Origin of the sequence: Colwellia sp. 12G3 (assembly GCF_002836775.1) — a bacterium.
GTDB lineage: Bacteria > Pseudomonadota > Gammaproteobacteria > Enterobacterales > Alteromonadaceae > Colwellia.
On the sequence record NZ_PJAQ01000043.1, the window covers coordinates 302683 to 322099 of the forward strand.

The window sequence follows — 19417 nt, forward strand, 5'->3', positions numbered from 1 at the left end:
TAGTTATCTTAGTCACTTTAATTATATAGTCTCGTGTCGTATTTGTTGATATAAAAATCTCCTATTTTACATCGGTTATTTACTTTTATTGTGTTTAGCAACAAGCTCGTCCACTGAATTTTTAACAAAATCGTATAGATGATAATCATCATCAACAATATCCTGGTCAATTTTTACAATGTCTAAGTCAATGGTGCGAGGGCCATTTTTGTTATTGGTCCGAACTCGCCCCAATTGAGATTCTATGTTTTTTAACTGGACTTCTAAGTCTGTTGCATTGAGTGAACAAGTAAATGAAAAGGCGGTATTAATAAAGTCGGCCTGCTCAGTAAAACCGACCGGTTTTGTACGCAGCAATGTGGCTATATTTACTTGTTCATCAAGTTTTTTAAGCTGTTCTAGTGCTTGATATATGTGCTTTTCCGCATCAATATTTGAGCCAGCAGCGACAATGTAAAACGGCATTAAGCAGTCCGTTCTGCTGTGATAGAGACACTTTTTGCGTAGCGTAATGCTCCAGGTTTAGCGACTTTCAACTTGGCGTGTAATACGCCATCAAACGAGAGAATCAAGTCTAATAGTACACCCAGTAATCGCTCAATGGTGTTATAACTGGAGTCCAGCACTATCGCTAAAATTTCTTTATTGATGGTGCGATAATTAACGCAATCTTCTATTTCATCAGACAACATAGCTTTAGATATATCTGCATCTATCCAATAATCGATAATGAGTTTTTGTTTGTTCTTGCGCTCTTCTGCTGTGATGCCAAGAATGGTATAAATCTCTAATTTTTCAACATATATGGTGGACATTTTAAGTGACTCCCTCCGTCTATTTGTAATGTTTGTCCCGTAATAGAATTGTTTTTTGATAAAAATTCAATGGCTGAATATAAGTCAGCTAACGGTACTTTACGCTGTAAAATATTGATGTCTTTACTGTCTATTTGAGTCGCGACCGTAGTATTAATCGTATCTGTCGCATCTAATACAAAGCCAGGTGCTATCGCATTAACTCGTACATTGGGTGCACATTCTATAGCGGCCAATTCAGTTAACGTTTCTTGGGCTTTCTTTGAGATAAAATAAGCCGATTTACTGGTGTACCTATGTGTCAAGTTGGCATCTGAAATATTAATAATTTGACACGGTTTGTTTTGCTTTACCAATGACTGAATTAATAACCAAGGGCTGGTAAGGTGGATATTAAGGTTACTTTGAATTTGTGCTAACGTTGTTTCAAGTAATGATGCTGGTTCAAACACTGAGGCATTATTTATCAACAATTCAATATGAGGTATTTTTGTTAGCAGTGCTTCAAAGCGTTGCTCAATGGTCGCAGGATCATCTAAATTCGCTTGCCATAAAACAACCTTGACATTGAGCGTTTCTAATTGACCTTTTAATGCAACTGCGGCAGTTTCAGATTGATTGTAATGCAGGACAATATTCTTACCATTTTTGGCAAATTCTTTATTGAGAAACGCGCCGATGCGCTTTGCTCCCCCTGTCACTAATACCCAAGCGGTACTATTCATCAATTTCTAATCAACTGTAAAAACTCAGCACGGGTGTCTTTGCATTTCAAGAAGGAACCGAGCATACATGACGTTTTCATTTCGGAGTTTTGTTTTTCAACACCACGCATACGCATACATAAATGCGATGCAGACATAACGACACCAACCCCCTTCGCACCCGTAACATCCATAATGGCATTGGCAATTTCTTGCGTTAGGTTTTCTTGAATTTGCAAACGTCGTGCGAACATATCAACAATACGGGCTAGTTTAGATAATCCTAATACTTTGCCGTTTGGGATATAGCCAATGTGGCATAAGCCAGTAAATGGTAACATGTGATGTTCGCACAACGAATATAATTCAATGTTGTTAACGACGACCATAGAATCACAATCTGAGGTGAATAAGGCGCCGTTAATAACCGTATCTAAATCTTGCTGGTAGCCTTGAGTCAGAAACTTCAATGCTTTTGCAGCACGTTTGGGCGTATCGACTAACCCTTCACGGTTTGAGTCTTCACCTATTTGTTCAATAATCGATTTAAAATCTTGTTCCACTTTTGGTTACCTGTTTATTATTAACTTGTTATGCTTTACGCATGTGGATCTATTAGCATTAAATAGCTATCAAGATCTTTAATACTAAATAATTTACCCTAAAGACCTTAAATTTCAAGTTCTTATTTTATATATATCAATATAATTAGCCTGAGGTTTGAATATTACAAAAAATTATCACTTATATTCCGAACACAATACACCAGCGTTGTATTTTGGGAATGTCTCGCCATTGGCTTGTGTATTAGGGCCTTAAAAATTATCGTCGCATTTGTCACCTTTGATGATGTCCTTCAACAGTCCATTTTAATGTGTTACCTGCGTAATCGTGGTTGAATTATATAAGGATTCCAGTAAGTTACCATTAGTGTGATCGGGTATAAATAAGTCAGCTTGTATAAACGCTTTACTGTTTAGCTCTACTGCACTAACCTTTTCCTACTACTGATTGGGAAAACATAACTTTTTCTTTCTTAATTTGCTTAATGCACTAAAACTTTGATCGTTAATGATTTACGAACTGTTGATATATAATCGAACTAACCCGTAATTTACTGTTCATACAAAAAAGATAGCTGCTTTAAGTGTCATATAAGGTTCTTATACCTATGTTAACCAATCAAGTGCGTCATCACGCTCTGTGAATATTTCAATATTTAATGCTGTGGAGCTGGGAATAGTTGCTGAAAATTCAGCACTCATTTTAGCCAATTTATTGGGAGTAAAAATGGCTATTTTATCTATTGCAGCTAAAGTGCCGAATTGAATAAGTGCATCAAGTTGTGTGGAGTAAGAATTACTTTTATTAATAAGTAATGAAAATGAGTGACTAAAAAGTGAGAGTAAAAAATGATGAATTTCATCAACCATTTCAAGATTAATGTCTACGCCACTATTAACGGTGATCTCAGCAAGACCATGCCCCAACACACAAACTTTTGCAAAAGATATTTGATGAACTTCCATATTTAATACTTAATCCTTAATCCTTTAAGTTTATTCTTAAATTTCAACAAGCTTAGTATAATCAATTACAACTATTGTTGAAATAAATGTATGGCAGTTACTTAATGTTTATTAGGTTCCATTCATTTAACATTCCATAAAATCAATTACTTCTCCTGAAAGAATCACCTTACCAATGTATTGGATCCACCTTGTAATAACTTGTCAGTTGTTTATAAAGTGCGGGGTGTTCATGGTTAAATTGTTTCGATTTTTCAAAAAACACTTCGCTCACTACAGCAAAGAACTCAGCGGGCTCAGTTGCGCCATAATAATCAAATATTGAGGGAATGCCTGCCGTTGCTTGTTTTCTTAATATATCGAACTGCTGTGAAAAAATTTCAGACCAACATTGATAACTTTGCCCTTTACCCAAAATAGGCGATCCGTTGGCACGACCATTTTCTTGATCAAGTTGATGAGCGAATTCGTGAATTACTACATTATGACCATCATTAGGCAGCTCCGCACCGTGTAAACTATCTTCCCAAGACAACACAATTTTACCAAAGTCCCAAGACTCTCCAGCTAAGGCAACTTTTTTGATGGATTGAACACCATCAGCACTACGTTGGTTTTGCTCTTTAATGAACGCGCTTGGGTAAACTAAAATCGTTTTTAATTTAGGGTAATAATCTGTTTTCCGATTGAGTAGCAGTAAACATGCTTGAGCAGCAATAGTAATTTTTATTTCATCGGTTATTTTAACGCCATTGCAACCGACAAATTCTTTTTCTGTGATAAAGACTTGAATATGTTGTTTTAGCTGAAGCTGCAAATCAGTAGGCATCTGCCTGAAATAAGGCATACGTTGCTGAATGATTTTTCGCCATTCTTTTTTGAACGGTAAGCTTCTAACCTTATCACGTTTATATTCACGCACATAGGGTTTAGCCACCATATAGCCAATAATTGCGATGCCAATAAAGAGCGGCAGAAGAATAATCAAAATAACGCCCCGAATTCAAGAACCAAAATGATACCAATGTATTAAAATAATGATCTTTACTGATATCTTGGTACGGGGGATCGAAATTTCAAGCCATAATGATTTATTAGCTGATAAAAAAGGACGCTAATGGCAGCCACCGTTCTTAATTAATTTGCTAAGAGCGTTGCGGGAATAGGTAAAATATCCTTGTTAATTTACAACTATCGCAAAATTAACAAGGGATAAGTTCATTGTACGTACAATGTTATATTTTTTAACGTCAGTAATATTGATTAATTTAATGTAGTACTTAAACCATCGATTAACTCGGCGCTTTTATTGACTTCAATACCACAATTATTTACTTGTTCAGCTAAATCAGCATTATTTTTCGAGATGCCATCTATTGTGGTAATACCATGATTCTTTTGATTAGCACAACACTTTGTTCTTCAGCTGCTGTCGCTATTTGAGCCGTCATATCACTCACCTGATTAACATTGTTGATAATACTTTCCATTGTCTGATTAATTTTTACTGTATCTTGTAAGCAATCTTCGGCATCAGCTTTACTTGCCAACATGACCTACCCCACTGCTTAATTATAAATAATTCAGTTTAATAAGCCTCTGCAACCGCCTCTTCAACTAAGTTCACAAGCTCTTGATAACCGAAGACAACCAATGGTTTTCCATTAACAAAAAACTGGGGAGTGGCGCGTACTTGTAACGTTTTACCGTCTTGAATATCTTGGGCGATAACTTTAGCGACTTTGCTGCTGTTCCAATCTATATCAAGTTGCTCATGATCTAGTTCTAACGTTTTTATCCCCGCTAAGGCACGAGTAGGATTTGATACATGATGCTCAACCCAACGCTCTTGGTTAGCAAATAATAATTCAAGTGCTGGCCAAAACTTACCTTGCAGGTGTGCAGCTTCTAGCATTTTAACCACATCCTCAGAGCCTTGATGCAATGGTGCATAGCGCATAACAACATTCACTTTACCCTGATACTTCTTAACTAAGTTGTTAAGTAATGGATAGAACTGACTACAAGTACCACACGCTGGGTCGAAGAACTCGACAATAGTCACTTTCGCTTTTTTACCACCTTTAGTTGGCGCATTGATACGTTCTAATGCGGGTAACTGCTCGTTCGCTATTGTGGAGGGTAATTTACTTTTATACACCCCAACCGCAGCAATAAAGATAATAGCTATAAAGGCCGTAACGCCGATAAAAAGGTTTTTATTATTCATAATTTTTCCGAGTAAATGTTAATTGTTTAGTTTAGTTTAGTTTTTTTGATGAATGATTTTTTAGCAAATACCAGTAACAACCCTAAAAGAGAAAAGGCGATTAACGACATCACCGGAATATTTAAAAAGCCGAATAACGTGAAGTGGGTTTCAGAACACGGAATACCAAGCGTGCAAGGTTGTGCCGCTTCAGGGATAATCTCAGCAATCACTAACACATGAAATAACGCGACAATCCAGCCAAGTACAACCAAGGGCATGGCGTAGCGGATAATGCTAACGTCAAAAGGAAAAAGTGCCAAAGGCAGCATAATCACTAGGGGGTAGAGCGAAATTCGTTGATACCAACACAATACACAAACGGGTAACTGCACTATTTCACTGAAAAACAGGCTAATTAAGGTGCCACTTGTCGCTAATATCCATGCGAAAAAAAGTAAATTCCACGCTGGATTGTTCTCAGTGTCTGCTGTTTTAATATTCTTCATTTACCCTTATCTGTTCAATAGATTTGAATGCTAATTGTACCTGATTTTTGTGCACTAAATACAGTAGCTAATTGTTATATCGATGAATATTTTCACCATGGGATAATAAATATTTTGATGACTTTTTTAGAAGTCTTTATAGACGCGGGTAATAATTTACCGCTGAGTTTTTTTTAGGCTTGGTATCACACTTTCAACTATTGATTCCTTATTCATTGCAGTATCTATGTAGATGAGTTGTTTGAAAATAATATCAATAGCGGCTAAATAGAAATTCTGATTTATATTAACGAAGTCGTCAAACTCGCTGTGGTAGTTTTTATGAGTGCCCACACCAAAATATATGAAGGGAACAGCCGCTTTATTGAACACGCCGTGATCGCTGGCCATAAGCCAATTGGTTCTTTTGAGACTTGTGCCAGCACCTCCCCTATTGCTAAAACCAGCCTTGAGATGAGCGCTTGAATTTGTTTTAAAGTGTGCTTGAAGTTTTATCAATTCACCCAGGCTTTGAGTTGAAAGTATTTGCGGAAGACCTCTTGAAATAAAATGCAGTTTTTTGATGCGTTTACTACCAGCAATCATATCGAGGTTTATGTTTAGTTTAATATTACTCAGTATATTTTTCTGTTGAGTAATAAAAGCTTTAGCACCTAATAAGTTAACTTCTTCCCCATCAGTAAATAATAAAATAACACTGTGTTTTAATGGTTTCTTCGCTAACAATTTTGCGTAGTGTAATAAAGCCGACGTACCAGAGGCATTATCATCAGCCCCGTTATAGACTGTATTACGTTTAGTACCTAAGTGGTCGTAATGAGCACTGAGTACTATATATTTATTAACATGTTGAGTACCTGGTATATAGGCAATGATATTAGTGCCCTGCTTTGTTTGAAAAAACCCAGGCTGTGTAAATGTGTGGCGATATTTATTTTTAAATGCTTGGACTTTAAGAGCACAAAGCGTAGAAACTAAATAGGTCTGGCTTTTAATACTACCTTGGCTAGCAAATTTTCGACCCAAAAATTCATTGGAAGACAATATTTTTAAGTGTTCAAGTACGGATAAATCATCCTCATTTACTATAGAGGATGACAACAGTGCAGAAGCACTCGACACCAAAGGTAGCTGCAGAATAGTGATCAATATAAGTAAAATTTTAAAGGGAGTTATTGTCAATTGTGTGCTGTCTCTTGATCTTGAAGAAAGTTTAACTTAGCAATATACAGTTTTTTAGTGTCTTTTGTTTTGGTGAGCGCTAGCGCTTTTTTCATTGCATTTTTAGAGGAGAGCAACTTGCCCTGCTCGTAATAAACTTTTGCTAAGCCCAAGTAAAACTCATGTTGTTCATCATTAAGGTAAATGGCTTTTTTATAATGCTGTAAAGCTTGTTGATAAAACTTATTAAAAAATGCTTCATTACCCAATAAAGCGTGGTAATAGGGGTTTTTGACACGAAGGTTGTGAATGTATTCTTCAATTGGTAGAGCTTCACTAGTACGTCCTTGTTTATTAAGTAATAAGGCTAAATTTCCTAATGAAGTCAAGTTGTCTCGGTTTAAGCCAATAGCATGATTATACGCTTTTTCGGCCATGTCTAATTGTCCTGAAAATTTATATAATATCCCCAAGTTTCCCCACGCGGAATCAAATTGGTTATCCGTTAGTGTTGCTTTTTTAAGATATTGGTAGGCGAGCGGGAAATTATTATTTACTAATGCCTCAGCACCTTTATTGTTATAAAACATTGCTAATAAGGTTTTCTTGGTAATGATATGCGATGGAAATCGTTTTTTAGCAACAAACGGGTCAAAGTCTATTTTTGTTGTTTTTTCTCCCCACACAACACGCAGATTAATATCATCACTCTCTCTCACTAATAAGTTTACATGACCTGTTAATAGATTATATTGACCATTACGTACCCAGTACTCTGGCACTTCAACTTCTTGGAAACTGATATTCATACCAGCTTCATCCGCTAAAGCATACGCAAGAATGGTTAGTGACATGCAATTAGCGACTTTACTTTGATAAGCCTGACTTGCAGTAACATTGGCATTACCATCATAGCTGAGCGCTATATTTTCTTTGTTAAATAAATGTTTAAGTAAAATATAGGATTTTTGGTGATCGGTTAAGTTATTAATTAACTTATCCTGAACCATAGCGCGCATAGCATCATTAAGTTGAAAGATTTCTTCTTCAGTTTCGATGGGAACGAGATTTAATGAGATAAATTGACTATCTAAGTATAAATTTGTTTGAGGGGTAATTTGGCTAACATGGAGGTTTTGACCACTTTGACAGGCAATTAAAAGCGGGAAATAGACTAAAAGGCTATAAATTTTGCTATTCATGATCACTCCAACAAAACAAACAGGATTGATCTCAGCCTATGACAAATATAAATAATTTGCTACTAAGGTAACTAACTATTCATATTTGATTACAATTTATGCAGTAAAATCTCTATTAACTTATCACAGAGCCTATATACCCGTTCCACTTGAAGATGCAGTTTCAGAGCGAAGCTAGGAAATAAGATCAAGGCGCGATACGCTGATAATGGTTATTCCCTTATCGAGTAGTACAACGCAGGACTGGTTTTATAGCTTAGCTCCTACGGGCAAGCCGATAAAGGGCCATCTCCTGCGTTATTGATTTCGACAATAGAACAACTATTCTCTTCAATCAATTCCTGGTAGCTAACCCTTTCTCGACTTGATGAAATCAGCATCTTGAAGTAGAGCGGGTATATGTCAACGTGTAACGAAACATAAGCTATTATCTTTCACCATTACCTAATAAATAGACTAAGCGTAAGCTGGTATTATGATCTGAAGTATTAGCGTTAGTGCTATGATAAAAGCGCCAGTCTAATTGTAAGGCAAAATTGCTATTGATTTTATAATGTGCACCTAAACCGGCATTTACTTGGAATTTTTTAGTCTCTATGTCTCTTTTCCATAAGGTTTCACCAAAACCTGCCGTGAGGTAAGGTCTAATGTCCTTTGTGCTATTGAAATAGAATTGACTGTCTAAGCTATAGTTTTCATAGTTAATTTCTTCAGGGTTTAAAGCATCGGTAAACTTACCTTTAGAGTAAGTTACCCTACTTGAAAATTGACGAGTAAAATATAAACCTAAACTGTATTCTGAGGTACTATCACCTTCAACTTCCCATAAATCATCAAGTTGCGTATGGCCAACACCATAACTGACACCAATGATGCCGGTATCAATAGGATCATCGACTCTTGAAGATCTTTTAGCTTTACTTGGCGAGTAATGACCACCATCACCAAGCTGTAATGAAATATTAAAGTTTACCTGACTGTCAGTTTGACCGGTATCACCATAAGGAATTTCGTTAAAACTAACAAAGCCAGTGCCCGCTCTTATGATTTCTTTACTAAACAAATTGTTAATACCAACACTCATACTATCAACGGGATCGAGAAAAAATAATGCGGTGCTACCAAGAATACTTGAACCCCAAACATCACCACCATCTTCTCTAATATCCATCTCGGTATTGAAGGCCCATTCACCATATGCCCAACCGAGAACAGGAGTAATAACTAAATCTTGAATGGAGGGTACTTCAGCAAAGGCTTCAATGCCGTATTCCCAGTAGAAAGTTGACATAATGGTTGCGTATATAAAGGAGTCCCACTGGCGATAGCCTGACTTACGGGCTACTTGATAATAAACACCACCGAAATAAGGATGACCGACTAGGTTTAACATGCCTGTGTCTCTATCCCAAACTGGCCCAGCTTTCACGTTTTCAGTCCATTTATTAAAAACGCCCTGCTCTTTGTCCCAGTTCGAGATGTCTTCAGGTAATAAAGCAATTAAACCGATAACACCAAAACCGTAAGCAAAAATGGAGCTGGTTTGTGACCAAAGTCTTGCGCCGTCTTCACCATTTTGCGGCGAAAATATTGATATTTGATAGGGCGATTCAAAAAAATTAGCGGTTGGCGTTAAGTTTTCAAAACGGGTATTAGTCGCCATTTCTCGATAGATTTCATCAATATTTTCAATGGTAATCACAGGACTAAGTTTAACTTCACTTTCTGTTTGTTGTGATGTATTTGACTCTTGGGGATTTGTCTCTTGAGCGAAAGATTGAACAGGTAATAAACAAGATGTTACGAGTGATATGACTAAAGCAATACATTTCATCGGATTGGTCTTTACCTTATTTAAATTTATATTAATCTCCATAATAATCGCGCTCAAGTCCTTAAGTATTAACAAAGTTCAATAGTTTTCTTTAATTTTAAATGCTATAAAAGCAAAAATCCGCTAACCTTTCGATTAGCGGATTCTTTAAATGTGGCGGTGAGATAGAGATTTGAACTCTAGAAGGGCTACAAACCCTTGCCGGTTTTCAAGACCGGTGCTTTCGACCACTCAGCCATCTCACCAAGTTACTTTTAGAGAAATATTTTGCTATTCCTCAAAAGTGGGCGAATTCTAAATAGTGGAGGCCTATTTGTAAAGCGTTAAATGCATTATTTGTTAAATAAATTTATGCTCGTATGCAAAAAGAGCATTTTAAAAGCAAGTTGTTCTTAAAAACATCACTTTCAGCTTGTTGCAGTTAAAACTAAAGCATCTACATTATTGCCAATACTAGTAACTTACTGCATTGAATTAGAAAAAAAACGTCAACAACCCAAAAATACTCATACCAAACACAACAACAGCTAAGGTGTTTTTCATTAAAAGACTAAATGCTACCGTCGCGATACCTGCGATTAAAAAGGGGCTAGTGATAAAATCGCCACTACTCCCTTGATGTCCAAGAAAAACAATCGGTACCCACATAGCGGTCATAACAGAAGGTGCTGTATAGCTGAGTACTCTTTTTACTTTTGGGCCAAGTTCAAAAGGTACGGTTTTAGAAAAAAAGCAGAATCGACAGAAAAATGTGATACATGTCATGCCTAGTAAAGCTAACCAGAAGTTATTCATTAATTATGTCCTTATTTTTATCGTTATCTTTAGTTAAGTATCCACAAAACATACCGATAAAAGTTGCTATGATCAGCGCATATTCTTCCATAAATATTGAAAGTATAATTGCGCTTAAACCACTACTAACAACAGATACCAAAGTAGATCTATTTTTAATGTTCGGGATGACTATAGCTATGAATGTCGCCGCAATAGCGAATTCAAGCCCTAAATGCTCTAAATTGGGAATATGCTGACCCGCAATGATGCCTGCAAAGGTTGAAATATTCCAAATAACGTAAAAGGTAATGCCTGAACTGAGCGCATATACAGCACTAAAGTTTTTATGTTTTTCCATATAAGCACAAGTAACTGCAAACATTTCATCTGTTAGAAAAAAGGCAATACTGCAACGCAGCCCTAAAGAACTTTTTCTAACGTGTTCTCTAAATACGGCTGAATAAAGTAAATGTCGCGAACTGATGACAAATGTTGAAGAAAACATTGAAGATATAGAACCGACAGAGCCCATAATAGTCAGTGCAGCTAATTGCGCCGCGCCAGCAAAAATTAACAAAGACATTAACTGAGCTTGTAAAGGCGTAAGACCTACAGTGATTGCTAATGAACCACAAAGCACTCCCCAAGGCACGGTAGCGAGTGCAAGAGGAGAAATATCTACGATGGCTTGATTCATTATTTTAAAATCGCTTGAGATGGGTTCTGTCGCGACAACACTTTTACTTGGCATATAACACTCCTTCAATTTATTTAACGAGTGTAAAGGGTAATCTTTATCAGTTCTTGTACAAAATTGCTTGTTTTTGAAACTTGCTTGGCGTGGTGCCTAGTGCTTTTTTGAAATGTCTATTGAAATGACTTTGATCATGAAAACCACAATCGGTTGCAACCATAGCTGGCCTGACACCAGCTTTAAGTAAGGTTTTGGCTTTTTTTAATCTCGCCTGTATCTGGTAACCATGAGGAGCAAGATCGAACATTTTTTTAAATTGGCGAATAAAGTGATATTGACTTAGGCCAGCGATAATCGCCAACTGTTTTAACGATATATCTTCCGCTGGATAGCAGTCTAAATATTCTTTTACCCGAATGAGCTTTTCTTTACTGCCTGAGATATCTTTTGGCGTATGACGAAGTGAGGAATGCCGTAGGGTTAACCGTAGCATTAAGCTATACAGAATTGTTTCTGTGAGTAACTTGGAAGCATTGTTATCTACTTGATTAAACAACAATCTTAATTGTTCCGTGAGTAAAGGATCGTTAATTACAGATGAACTGAAATACGGTGCACATTTTTTCCCTTCATATAGATCAAGGCAAACATTTTCAAAATGCTCAGGTAGAGGATACATAGCACGATACTGCCAGCCTTCAGGTGTAGCTGTCTCTCCCGTGTGTACATCATCAGCATTAACCAAGATAATCGAATTGGTATCCGCCGTATGGATCTCGCCACTGCGATAAAAACGTTGTGCGCCTTTTTCAATCACACCTATGGTATAACCTTCATGCACATGTTTAGAGAATGCTTGACCTTTATAATCGGCGTGAACTATTTCAATACCATCAAAGGCATTGGCGATAGTAAAGTTGGCTTTTTCCTGTGTTGTATTATCCATAGCTAACAATTAAATTTTATTCTTAAAATAAGAGTGCAATATTGCTATTATTTTAACCCATTGTTTCCGCAAGAATATCACGACCATAAACATCGTGAGGGTTACCTTAGTTGAAATACATAAGGCCTAAACGTACAACACTGAAAGCATATCTAACGTTATCCCTTGATCTGTCAATTGTATTTATCCCAATCCTACAAAAAATTGTAGGATTGGGATCAGCGGGTTTATATCCATTACCAATCAATATAAAGTTTTTTAATCACTTTGAATGGTAATGGGTATCGACTCACCAGCTAAGTTAATGCTTTTGGCTTAACTCAACGTTCTTCGTCATTTGTCTAAGAGCTAGTTTCAGAAGTCACTTTCACGTATTCATAACTAAATGCTCTGATTTTTCTACCTGAATTGGCAACAAATTCTACCGTTGTTGATCGAGGTAATATCAATACCGCCTCGTATTCCTCGCCTATTAAACAAGTGTCAGGGCCACATACTAGGTCTTGGGTTAATTTGATTTGCATTATTACTCCTCGTTAAGTTAAATTATTTAATAGACTATAACATTTTCTAGGTAAAAAGGAGTGCAAACAATATATTGACTGATTTTGATAAAAATCATTAGCGAATACCCATGCTATGCGCCAAGAACATTAGCCGTTTTTAATACCTGCAACACTAACGCCGTTGGTTATTTAGTCGGTTGAGTTGCTCTCACCCCTAATTGCCAGCTATTGCTCAATCAAGCGCCTAGCATGAATTGTTTTGCGTGCACACAGCAAAATAAAACACTTAATGGAGTTGGTATGAGCAGAGAAAAAGTAGAGGGAACATTTGGAACACAGTGGTATGTAGATGGTCTTAAAAAGGCATGCTATTCTCATTAAAGGGCTATTTCGATAATAAAACGACTAGAATCATATCGCCTGTAAAGCAGAGACACTTCACTAATTACTTGAAGATAGCTAATTCAAAATGCTATCTATTATTTTATGAAATCTACGTTATGGTTGTGCCATTTGACATAATCATTTTGAATCATTGGTTTTGCAATTAAATACCCCTGAATCGAATCAATATGGATAGCTTTTAGTATTTCAAATTGTTCTGACGCTTCAACCCCTTCAGCTACCACTGACATGTTCAGGCTGTTTGCTAACTTAATTATGGCTTGAACGATACGAAACCCTTTACCATCATCTAAAACGTTATCAATAAAACTTTTATCAATTTTTAATTCATTGACTGGAAAAGCGCTTAAGTGAGTTAAGCAAGAATACCCTGTACCAAAATCATCTATTGAGAAGGTAAATCCCTCTTCTTTAAGTTCATTCATCTGTTGTGTTGAACTCTCAATATTAGCTGACAACATTGACTCAGTAATTTCCAACTTAATTTGTGAGGGTCGTATATTGAAGTCATTAATAGTGTTAATTAACTCAGATTTTAAGTTGGATGAGCAAAATTGGCAGTGACTTATGTTTATTGAAACACTAAATGACTCATCAATAATGTTTTCGGCACTAAGCCTATTAATTAAAACACAAATATCGTGCAGTACTATATTCTGTAATTTATTCATTAAGCCATACTGTTCGGCAATGGGGATAAAGTCATTTGGTGCTATTAACCCTTTACTTGGATGGTTCCACCGAATAAGAGCCTCCGCGCCAATAACTTTCCCTATTGTACTTATCTGGGGTTGAAAGTAAGCACAAAATTCATCACAAGCTATCGCTCTAACAATATCATTTTTCAGTTCAGTTTGTTTTTCTACCAATGTTTGTAATTCGGGATCATAAAAACTATATCGATTACCGCCATTATTTTTAGCGCGGTACATTGCAGAATCCGCAAACTTCAATATTTTATCGGTTCCTGAGTTACTATTGTCGACTAAGCAAATACCAATACTACAACTCACTTGAAATGCTAATCGCCCTACCTCAAATTGTACATTGAATATCTTTTGTATTTTTTGAGCAACTATTTCTGCTTCAATGATAGCTTGTTCATTATCATCACCAACATATTCCAATAAAAGAATGAACTCATCGCCGCCAACCCTCGCTAAAGTATCTGATGCTCTTGTCACTGCATTTAGTCTTTTAGAAACATCAACTAAAAGTTCATCACCGGCACTATGCCCAAAGGAATCATTAATTCTTTTAAAGTTATCTAAATCTAAAAATAATAAGGCGCCTGTTTTATGTGTACGCTTTATTCGCTCTACGCACATATTTAACCTTTCAGTAAGCATTCTCCTGTTGGGAAGGTTGGTTAATGGGTCAAAAAAAGCTAATCTTTCCACTTCTTTTTCTGCCTGCTTGCGCAGCGTAATATCTCTAGCCATCCATACTACGTGCCTTTTAGATGGGTTGTTTGGCAGATAGTGAGTAATAGGGGCAGTTCTTCCTTCAAAAATAATTTTACCTTTTTGAACTTCAAGCTGATATTCAAAAATTTGAACTTCATTAGTCAGTAACGTTTTCTTGATTACTGACATAATTGGCAGTGCATCATTTTTAGGTAACACGTCCTTTACATTTTTGTTAATGAGCATACACATCGAACTATATAACAATTCATCGGATGAGCCATAAATATCAGTATACACCCCCTCTTCACTTATAATTATGGTCAAATCAGGCATTACTTTGGTAAAAGCTTTAAATTTTTCATTACTTTGCTGTAAGTCAATTATTAACTGTTTTACTATAAGTGATTCAACATTTTTTTCTAAGGCTATACTGGAAAAATGAACGAAGTAATCTATTAATTCTAAATCTTTTGTAGATGGCGTTTTAGGTGAAGTATGATAGATGGCAAATGTACCAAGAATATTGGATTGTGTTGAAAGAATTGGTGTTGACCAACATGATTTAAGACCAAAGCTTAAAGCGAGTTCTTTAAAATCTGTCCATAAAGGTGAATTGTCTATGTCTTCAACTATTATACGAGACTTTAAATACGCTGCAGTTCCACATGATCCTACACTTGGGCCTATATGTACCCCATTTATCAACTGACAATATTTATCATCAATATTTGGCGCAGCACAGTGAAAAAGTTGATCGCCCTTTAACGATAATATTGAGCATTTTGCTGATTCATCATCAATAATTTCTTCAATGGATAAACAAATGTCGTTAAGAATTACATTTATAGGCGTGCCTAATGCAATTTTAGATAATATATCTTGTTGATGAGATAGTAGTTTTCTTAATCTCACTGTCTCCATATCACACCATTAGTTAATTATATCGATTTTAGGTTTCTAATAATAAATTTAAACGTAAAGGACTTTGAAGCTGTTTTTATTCTTAGACTTCCACTATAAGCATAGCTAACATTAGCCAATTTTTTCTATAAATTAAGACAAATTTACAGAAATTAGCACTTATCTTAAAAATTCGTAGTTAATTAGCACGAAATAAACATATAACCCAAAGTGCAGTACCTCTTAAAATAGAAACTGAGGCTAACATTTATTACTATAGATCTTGAGCGCTAGGTCTATATTGCCTACAATAGCGCACTTTTTATTTACTACAGGTCAAGAACATGAGCGACACTAAACCACAACCAGCTTTACCCGATCGTCTTTCGGGTGATTCACGCAGCCCACATCACTCGGCAGAAGTTTTTGAGCACGAAATTGGTATTTTGCTTAACAGCAAAGAGCGTTTCGATGTCGAGGAATATTGCATCAGTGAAGGTTGGGTGAAAGTTCCGTCTAAAAAAGCGCTAGACCGTCGCGGCCAGCCATTAATGATGAAGATAAAAGGCACTGTTGAGGCGTTTTATCGTTAAGATGTATCAATGAGAAACTGGTAACTTGGTTAACACTGTCTAAGTTGTTAAGTGGGGTCTAAAGAACGTGATTACAATGCGTTCTTGGCTCCATTACAACAGTCAAAATATAATCGTAAGCTCTGCTTGCTGGTTAAATAATAGCGTCTAACTCTGCACTTCACTACTCAACACATACTTATTTAGTACGTAGTGTAAATCAGCTTGCTGAAATGGCTTGTTAATGAAGTCTTCAATGCCTAAATCCGCCGCCTTTTTTTTATCTTCTTTGCCAACACTCGCACTTAAGATGATAATGGGAATATCTTTTAGCCTACTATCTGCTTTAATCAAACGTGAAGCGGTAAACCCGTCCATAATGGGCATTTGTAAATCCATTAATATTAACTTGGGTTTATGCTGTTCAAGATAGGTTAGTGCTTGTTGCCCATCACTGGCTAGATCGCAAGTTACACCTAACGATGATAATTGTTTTTGTGCAATAATTTGATTTATTTTGTTGTCTTCAACGACCAAAATATTTACGCCTTCGTAATTAGATTGTGGTAATTTAGTCTCATTATCTGATTTTATTTCAGCAGGCTTTGTTGATTTAGGTAACTCCAACGTTAAAGTAAATGTACTACCTTTTCCTTTCTTACTGGTTAATTTTATATCGCCTCCCATTAGCGCGCATAATTGTTTGACGATTGATAAACCTAATCCAGTGCCACCGTATTTTCTAGTGGTAGATATCTCTGCTTGGGAAAAAGCATTGAATATGTGCCCTTGTTGTTCCTCATCAATTCCTATCCCACTATCTTTCATGACTAACGTTAATATTCTGGTGTCATTTTCAGTGTTTTGACAATCACCATTGATACTAATAACACCCTGATGAGTAAATTTAATAGCATTATTAAGTAAATTGATCAGTATTTGTTTAAACCTAAAGTCATCTCCCGCGACCCATTGTTCAAAGTTTGTAGAGAAACTGTGGCTAATTGAAATTGATTTTTCAATCGCTTTTTCGTTTAACATTTCGATCACTGATAACGTTTCTATTGTAGGGCTAAAGGATCTACTTTCAAGATTTAATTCACCTGTTTGCATTTTAGATATGTCTAAAACATCATTAACAATATTGAGTAAAATGTTTGATGAATGATGTATTTTAGATAAATAATCAATGGCCACTTCGTCTTTGGATTCACGTTGGGCTATTTCGGTAAAACCGACAATTGCATTCAAGGGAGTTCTATATTCATGACTAATATTGGCTAAAAATAAATTTTTTGCTTTATTAGCTAAAACAAGTTCATCATTCTTTTTGATTAATTTTGCGGTATTTACTTTCACTTTTTTTCTAAGAGAGTAATTAAAAGTGACGATAAAAAAAACAAACATGACACAAACAATGCCAATGATACAAACTACAAGCATAATAACAAGGCTTGTCCAATCTATAAGACCTTGCTCAAATATTTCAGTACTTGAAAACGATAACCTCCCCTTTTTATCGAATATATCGACCTCTATATCATAATGAAATAATCTCTGATTATCATAGGATGAATGGGTAAAAATATTACTCTCGCCATAGCTTAATTGATAAGTAAAATCACGCGCATCAATTTTTTTATACACATTGGATAGTAAAAGATCTAACTCAAAAACGGCTTCAACTAAGCCCTTTAATGATTCAGTTTCAGCGTCTTTTGTATAAACAGGGTAATAGACGATAACACCAGTAAATTTATTTTGTTGCTGAACTAACGATAATAAAGGCGTAATAACATGTGTTTTAAGGTTAATGGCTTTATTTACACTTTCCCTTACGGCAGGGTGAGTGGACACATCTAAACCTACTGCGGATTTATTGGCTTCCAGGGGTTCAGTAAAGGCAATGGGAATGTAATAGCTTTGTTTTGGCGAGGGTTGAAAGCCTTGGTCTGTTAATGTTTTGATATAAGGCTGGGTAAAGCTCTCTTTTGCAAGTGTTAGTTCAAATGCTTTTCTATTTTTATCCGTTATCACTGGGTTCCAAGCCAATGCCCTTAGATTAAGATTTAATTGACTAATTGTCTTAGTAAAGGTTTTGAACTCTGATCTTGTAACCTTTTCGCTTGCTTGAAATAATCCCTCTAAAGCAATTAAATGATGTTTTATATTAGATTGGATAACATCCATATCTGCTACGAATGGTTCAATGGCGTTAATAAACTGCTGTTCTTTTTCCATATATTTATAATGACTTGATAAAATATAAATGAAGCTAATAACACCTAATACACAAAGGGTCGTTGAAATGGCTGCTGTTTGATTTTTTGATTTCTTTACATAAATATTTTTACCAATAAATAAAATTACCGGTGTTAAAAATATAATGCCTATAAAGTCGCCAATCCATTTTGATGCCCATATGTAATAGAGTACTTCAGTAGGAAGAGTAAGTGATATCCAAAGTGATATCACTACCATAAGGCTAGTTATCAAGGCTGACACTGGACCTGTTAATATTAAAAACTTAATAATTTCATTAGGAATATGTGTTTTCAGAGGAAAGGTCATAAAACGTGAAATTAATTTTTTACTAATGACCAATTGAGTAACACTTACAATAGCTAAAATAGCGATTAAATAATCTGGAATAGGTGATGTTAAGTTTTCTTGGTATATGGTCAACAGAGAGGATAGTAGCGAGCCTATTAATATTGTCCGGCCATATAATAGGTATAAGCCAAGCATTACACCTGATACCGGCCAAATTAGACTAGCAAAGCCAAATGGGATAGTAAACTGGGAGCCAAATTTCACTAATGAGAAATGTATGCAAAAGGCTATGACTACGAATAAAATCTTTTTCAAACCACTTCCCTGATAAATAAAGTTATCGCTGGAGTAAAAATAAAGGTTAAGTCTGTTTATCCTTCATTAGTGTGTCTATTCAAGGTCAAATCCACTTCAAATGTAATCAATATTGTAAAAAAGCAAAAAATCTTTTTACGTTGATGCTCCTATTAAGATCGATTTTTATAGAATTCTCAGATGAAAACAAATAAATTATAGCTAACAGTTTGATTTTAGCTATTTTAAATTTAAAACAGCTTGAGTGATAACACGCACGTTAAATATATTTATATTTAGTTATTCCCTCGACCAAATAAGGTTGCCAAATTAACATCGTATTACGTTAGTTATGCTCTTTTGAAGGGAGAGAAATTGACGTACAACTAGCATATAAA

At 35.7% G+C, this 19417-nt stretch carries 19 protein-coding genes and 1 tRNA gene; 1 reads left to right on the plus strand and 19 read right to left on the minus strand.

Annotated features, from left to right (window positions below; genetic code table 11):
• Positions 1-75: 75 nt before the first annotated feature.
• From folK to CXF71_RS11465, 18 genes are all read right to left on the minus strand, one after another.
• Complete coding sequence (folK, locus tag CXF71_RS11380) at positions 76-465, minus strand: 2-amino-4-hydroxy-6-hydroxymethyldihydropteridine diphosphokinase (RefSeq protein WP_101233064.1); 390 nt, start codon at positions 463-465, stop codon at positions 76-78.
• Positions 465-815, minus strand: a complete 351-nt coding sequence (locus tag CXF71_RS11385; RefSeq protein ID WP_101233065.1) for a dihydroneopterin aldolase — start codon at positions 813-815, stop codon at positions 465-467. Before CXF71_RS11385 ends, folK begins: the two co-directional genes overlap by 1 nt.
• A complete protein-coding gene (locus CXF71_RS11390) occupies positions 788-1540 on the minus strand; it encodes an SDR family NAD(P)-dependent oxidoreductase (RefSeq protein WP_101233066.1) in 753 nt (250 codons plus the stop codon). Before CXF71_RS11390 ends, CXF71_RS11385 begins: the two co-directional genes overlap by 28 nt.
• Positions 1540-2082, minus strand: coding sequence for a GTP cyclohydrolase I FolE (gene folE, locus CXF71_RS11395; protein WP_101233067.1), 543 nt, complete (start codon positions 2080-2082; stop codon positions 1540-1542). The genes CXF71_RS11390 and folE overlap by 1 nt, the downstream gene beginning before the upstream one ends.
• Before the next feature lie 606 nt (positions 2083-2688).
• Positions 2689-3048 carry an STAS/SEC14 domain-containing protein gene (locus tag CXF71_RS11400; RefSeq protein WP_101233068.1) on the minus strand — a complete coding sequence of 120 codons (360 nt, stop codon included), beginning with the start codon at positions 3046-3048 and terminating at the stop codon, positions 2689-2691.
• Between the two features lie 169 nt (positions 3049-3217).
• On the minus strand, positions 3218-4039 hold the full coding sequence (locus tag CXF71_RS11405; protein ID WP_101233069.1) for a zinc-dependent peptidase: 822 nt from the start codon (positions 4037-4039) through the stop codon (positions 3218-3220).
• A 382-nt stretch (positions 4040-4421) separates the two neighbouring features.
• Complete coding sequence (locus CXF71_RS21520) at positions 4422-4601, minus strand: hypothetical protein (RefSeq protein WP_198559872.1); 180 nt, start codon at positions 4599-4601, stop codon at positions 4422-4424.
• 35 nt (positions 4602-4636) lie between these two features.
• The gene (locus CXF71_RS11415) at positions 4637-5278 is read right to left on the minus strand and encodes a DsbA family protein (protein ID WP_101233070.1); all 642 of its coding nucleotides are present in this window, start codon (positions 5276-5278) and stop codon (positions 4637-4639) included.
• Between the two features lie 26 nt (positions 5279-5304).
• Entirely contained in the window at positions 5305-5766 is a 462-nt protein-coding gene (locus tag CXF71_RS11420) for a disulfide bond formation protein B (protein ID WP_101233071.1), read from the minus strand.
• 156 nt (positions 5767-5922) lie between these two features.
• The gene (locus CXF71_RS11425; protein WP_232771452.1) at positions 5923-6948 is read right to left on the minus strand and encodes a M28 family peptidase; all 1026 of its coding nucleotides are present in this window, start codon (positions 6946-6948) and stop codon (positions 5923-5925) included.
• Entirely contained in the window at positions 6945-8129 is a 1185-nt protein-coding gene (locus CXF71_RS11430; RefSeq protein WP_101233072.1) for a tetratricopeptide repeat protein, read from the minus strand. The genes CXF71_RS11425 and CXF71_RS11430 overlap by 4 nt, the downstream gene beginning before the upstream one ends.
• Positions 8130-8556: 427 nt before the next feature.
• On the minus strand, positions 8557-9963 hold the full coding sequence (locus tag CXF71_RS11435; protein WP_232771453.1) for an acyloxyacyl hydrolase: 1407 nt from the start codon (positions 9961-9963) through the stop codon (positions 8557-8559).
• Positions 9964-10117: 154 nt separating this feature from the next.
• Positions 10118-10208: transfer RNA gene (locus CXF71_RS11440), tRNA-Ser, on the minus strand.
• A gap of 229 nt (positions 10209-10437) precedes the next feature.
• Positions 10438-10758 carry an AzlD domain-containing protein gene (locus CXF71_RS11445; RefSeq protein WP_101233074.1) on the minus strand — a complete coding sequence of 107 codons (321 nt, stop codon included), beginning with the start codon at positions 10756-10758 and terminating at the stop codon, positions 10438-10440.
• Positions 10751-11491, minus strand: a complete 741-nt coding sequence (locus CXF71_RS11450) for an AzlC family ABC transporter permease (protein WP_101233075.1) — start codon at positions 11489-11491, stop codon at positions 10751-10753. The genes CXF71_RS11445 and CXF71_RS11450 overlap by 8 nt, the downstream gene beginning before the upstream one ends.
• A 46-nt stretch (positions 11492-11537) precedes the next feature.
• On the minus strand, positions 11538-12380 hold the full coding sequence (locus CXF71_RS11455; RefSeq protein ID WP_101233076.1) for an AraC family transcriptional regulator: 843 nt from the start codon (positions 12378-12380) through the stop codon (positions 11538-11540).
• A 341-nt stretch (positions 12381-12721) separates the two neighbouring features.
• Positions 12722-12904 carry a hypothetical protein gene (locus CXF71_RS11460; RefSeq protein WP_101233077.1) on the minus strand — a complete coding sequence of 61 codons (183 nt, stop codon included), beginning with the start codon at positions 12902-12904 and terminating at the stop codon, positions 12722-12724.
• 461 nt (positions 12905-13365) lie between these two features.
• A complete protein-coding gene (locus CXF71_RS11465; RefSeq protein WP_101233078.1) occupies positions 13366-15621 on the minus strand; it encodes a sensor domain-containing phosphodiesterase in 2256 nt (751 codons plus the stop codon).
• Positions 15622-15944: 323 nt separating this feature from the next.
• Here CXF71_RS11465 and CXF71_RS11470 point away from each other — a divergent pair, with 323 nt between their 5' ends.
• A complete protein-coding gene (locus tag CXF71_RS11470) occupies positions 15945-16193 on the plus strand; it encodes a DUF3297 family protein (protein ID WP_101233079.1) in 249 nt (82 codons plus the stop codon).
• 147 nt (positions 16194-16340) lie between these two features.
• On the opposite strand, the gene CXF71_RS11475 is transcribed toward CXF71_RS11470, so the two are convergent.
• The gene (locus CXF71_RS11475; RefSeq protein ID WP_101233080.1) at positions 16341-19040 is read right to left on the minus strand and encodes a CHASE domain-containing protein; all 2700 of its coding nucleotides are present in this window, start codon (positions 19038-19040) and stop codon (positions 16341-16343) included.
• Between the last annotated feature and the right edge of the window lie 377 nt (positions 19041-19417).

Coding starts and splice junctions, on each gene's coding strand:
- CXF71_RS11435 (WP_232771453.1), bottom strand. CDS start 9,963: ATGAAATGTATTGCTTTAGTCATATCACTCGTAACATCTTGTTTATTA.
- CXF71_RS11465 (WP_101233078.1), bottom strand. CDS start 15,621: ATGGAGACAGTGAGATTAAGAAAACTACTATCTCATCAACAAGATATA.
- CXF71_RS11450 (WP_101233075.1), bottom strand. CDS start 11,491: ATGCCAAGTAAAAGTGTTGTCGCGACAGAACCCATCTCAAGCGATTTT.
- CXF71_RS21520 (WP_198559872.1), bottom strand. CDS start 4,601: ATGTTGGCAAGTAAAGCTGATGCCGAAGATTGCTTACAAGATACAGTA.
- CXF71_RS11390 (WP_101233066.1), bottom strand. CDS start 1,540: ATGAATAGTACCGCTTGGGTATTAGTGACAGGGGGAGCAAAGCGCATC.
- CXF71_RS11415 (WP_101233070.1), bottom strand. CDS start 5,278: ATGAATAATAAAAACCTTTTTATCGGCGTTACGGCCTTTATAGCTATT.
- folK (WP_101233064.1), bottom strand. CDS start 465: ATGCCGTTTTACATTGTCGCTGCTGGCTCAAATATTGATGCGGAAAAG.
- CXF71_RS11460 (WP_101233077.1), bottom strand. CDS start 12,904: ATGCAAATCAAATTAACCCAAGACCTAGTATGTGGCCCTGACACTTGT.
- CXF71_RS11385 (WP_101233065.1), bottom strand. CDS start 815: ATGTCCACCATATATGTTGAAAAATTAGAGATTTATACCATTCTTGGC.
- CXF71_RS11470 (WP_101233079.1), top strand. CDS start 15,945: ATGAGCGACACTAAACCACAACCAGCTTTACCCGATCGTCTTTCGGGT.
- CXF71_RS11420 (WP_101233071.1), bottom strand. CDS start 5,766: ATGAAGAATATTAAAACAGCAGACACTGAGAACAATCCAGCGTGGAAT.
- CXF71_RS11430 (WP_101233072.1), bottom strand. CDS start 8,129: ATGAATAGCAAAATTTATAGCCTTTTAGTCTATTTCCCGCTTTTAATT.
- CXF71_RS11400 (WP_101233068.1), bottom strand. CDS start 3,048: ATGGAAGTTCATCAAATATCTTTTGCAAAAGTTTGTGTGTTGGGGCAT.
- CXF71_RS11445 (WP_101233074.1), bottom strand. CDS start 10,758: ATGAATAACTTCTGGTTAGCTTTACTAGGCATGACATGTATCACATTT.
- CXF71_RS11455 (WP_101233076.1), bottom strand. CDS start 12,380: ATGGATAATACAACACAGGAAAAAGCCAACTTTACTATCGCCAATGCC.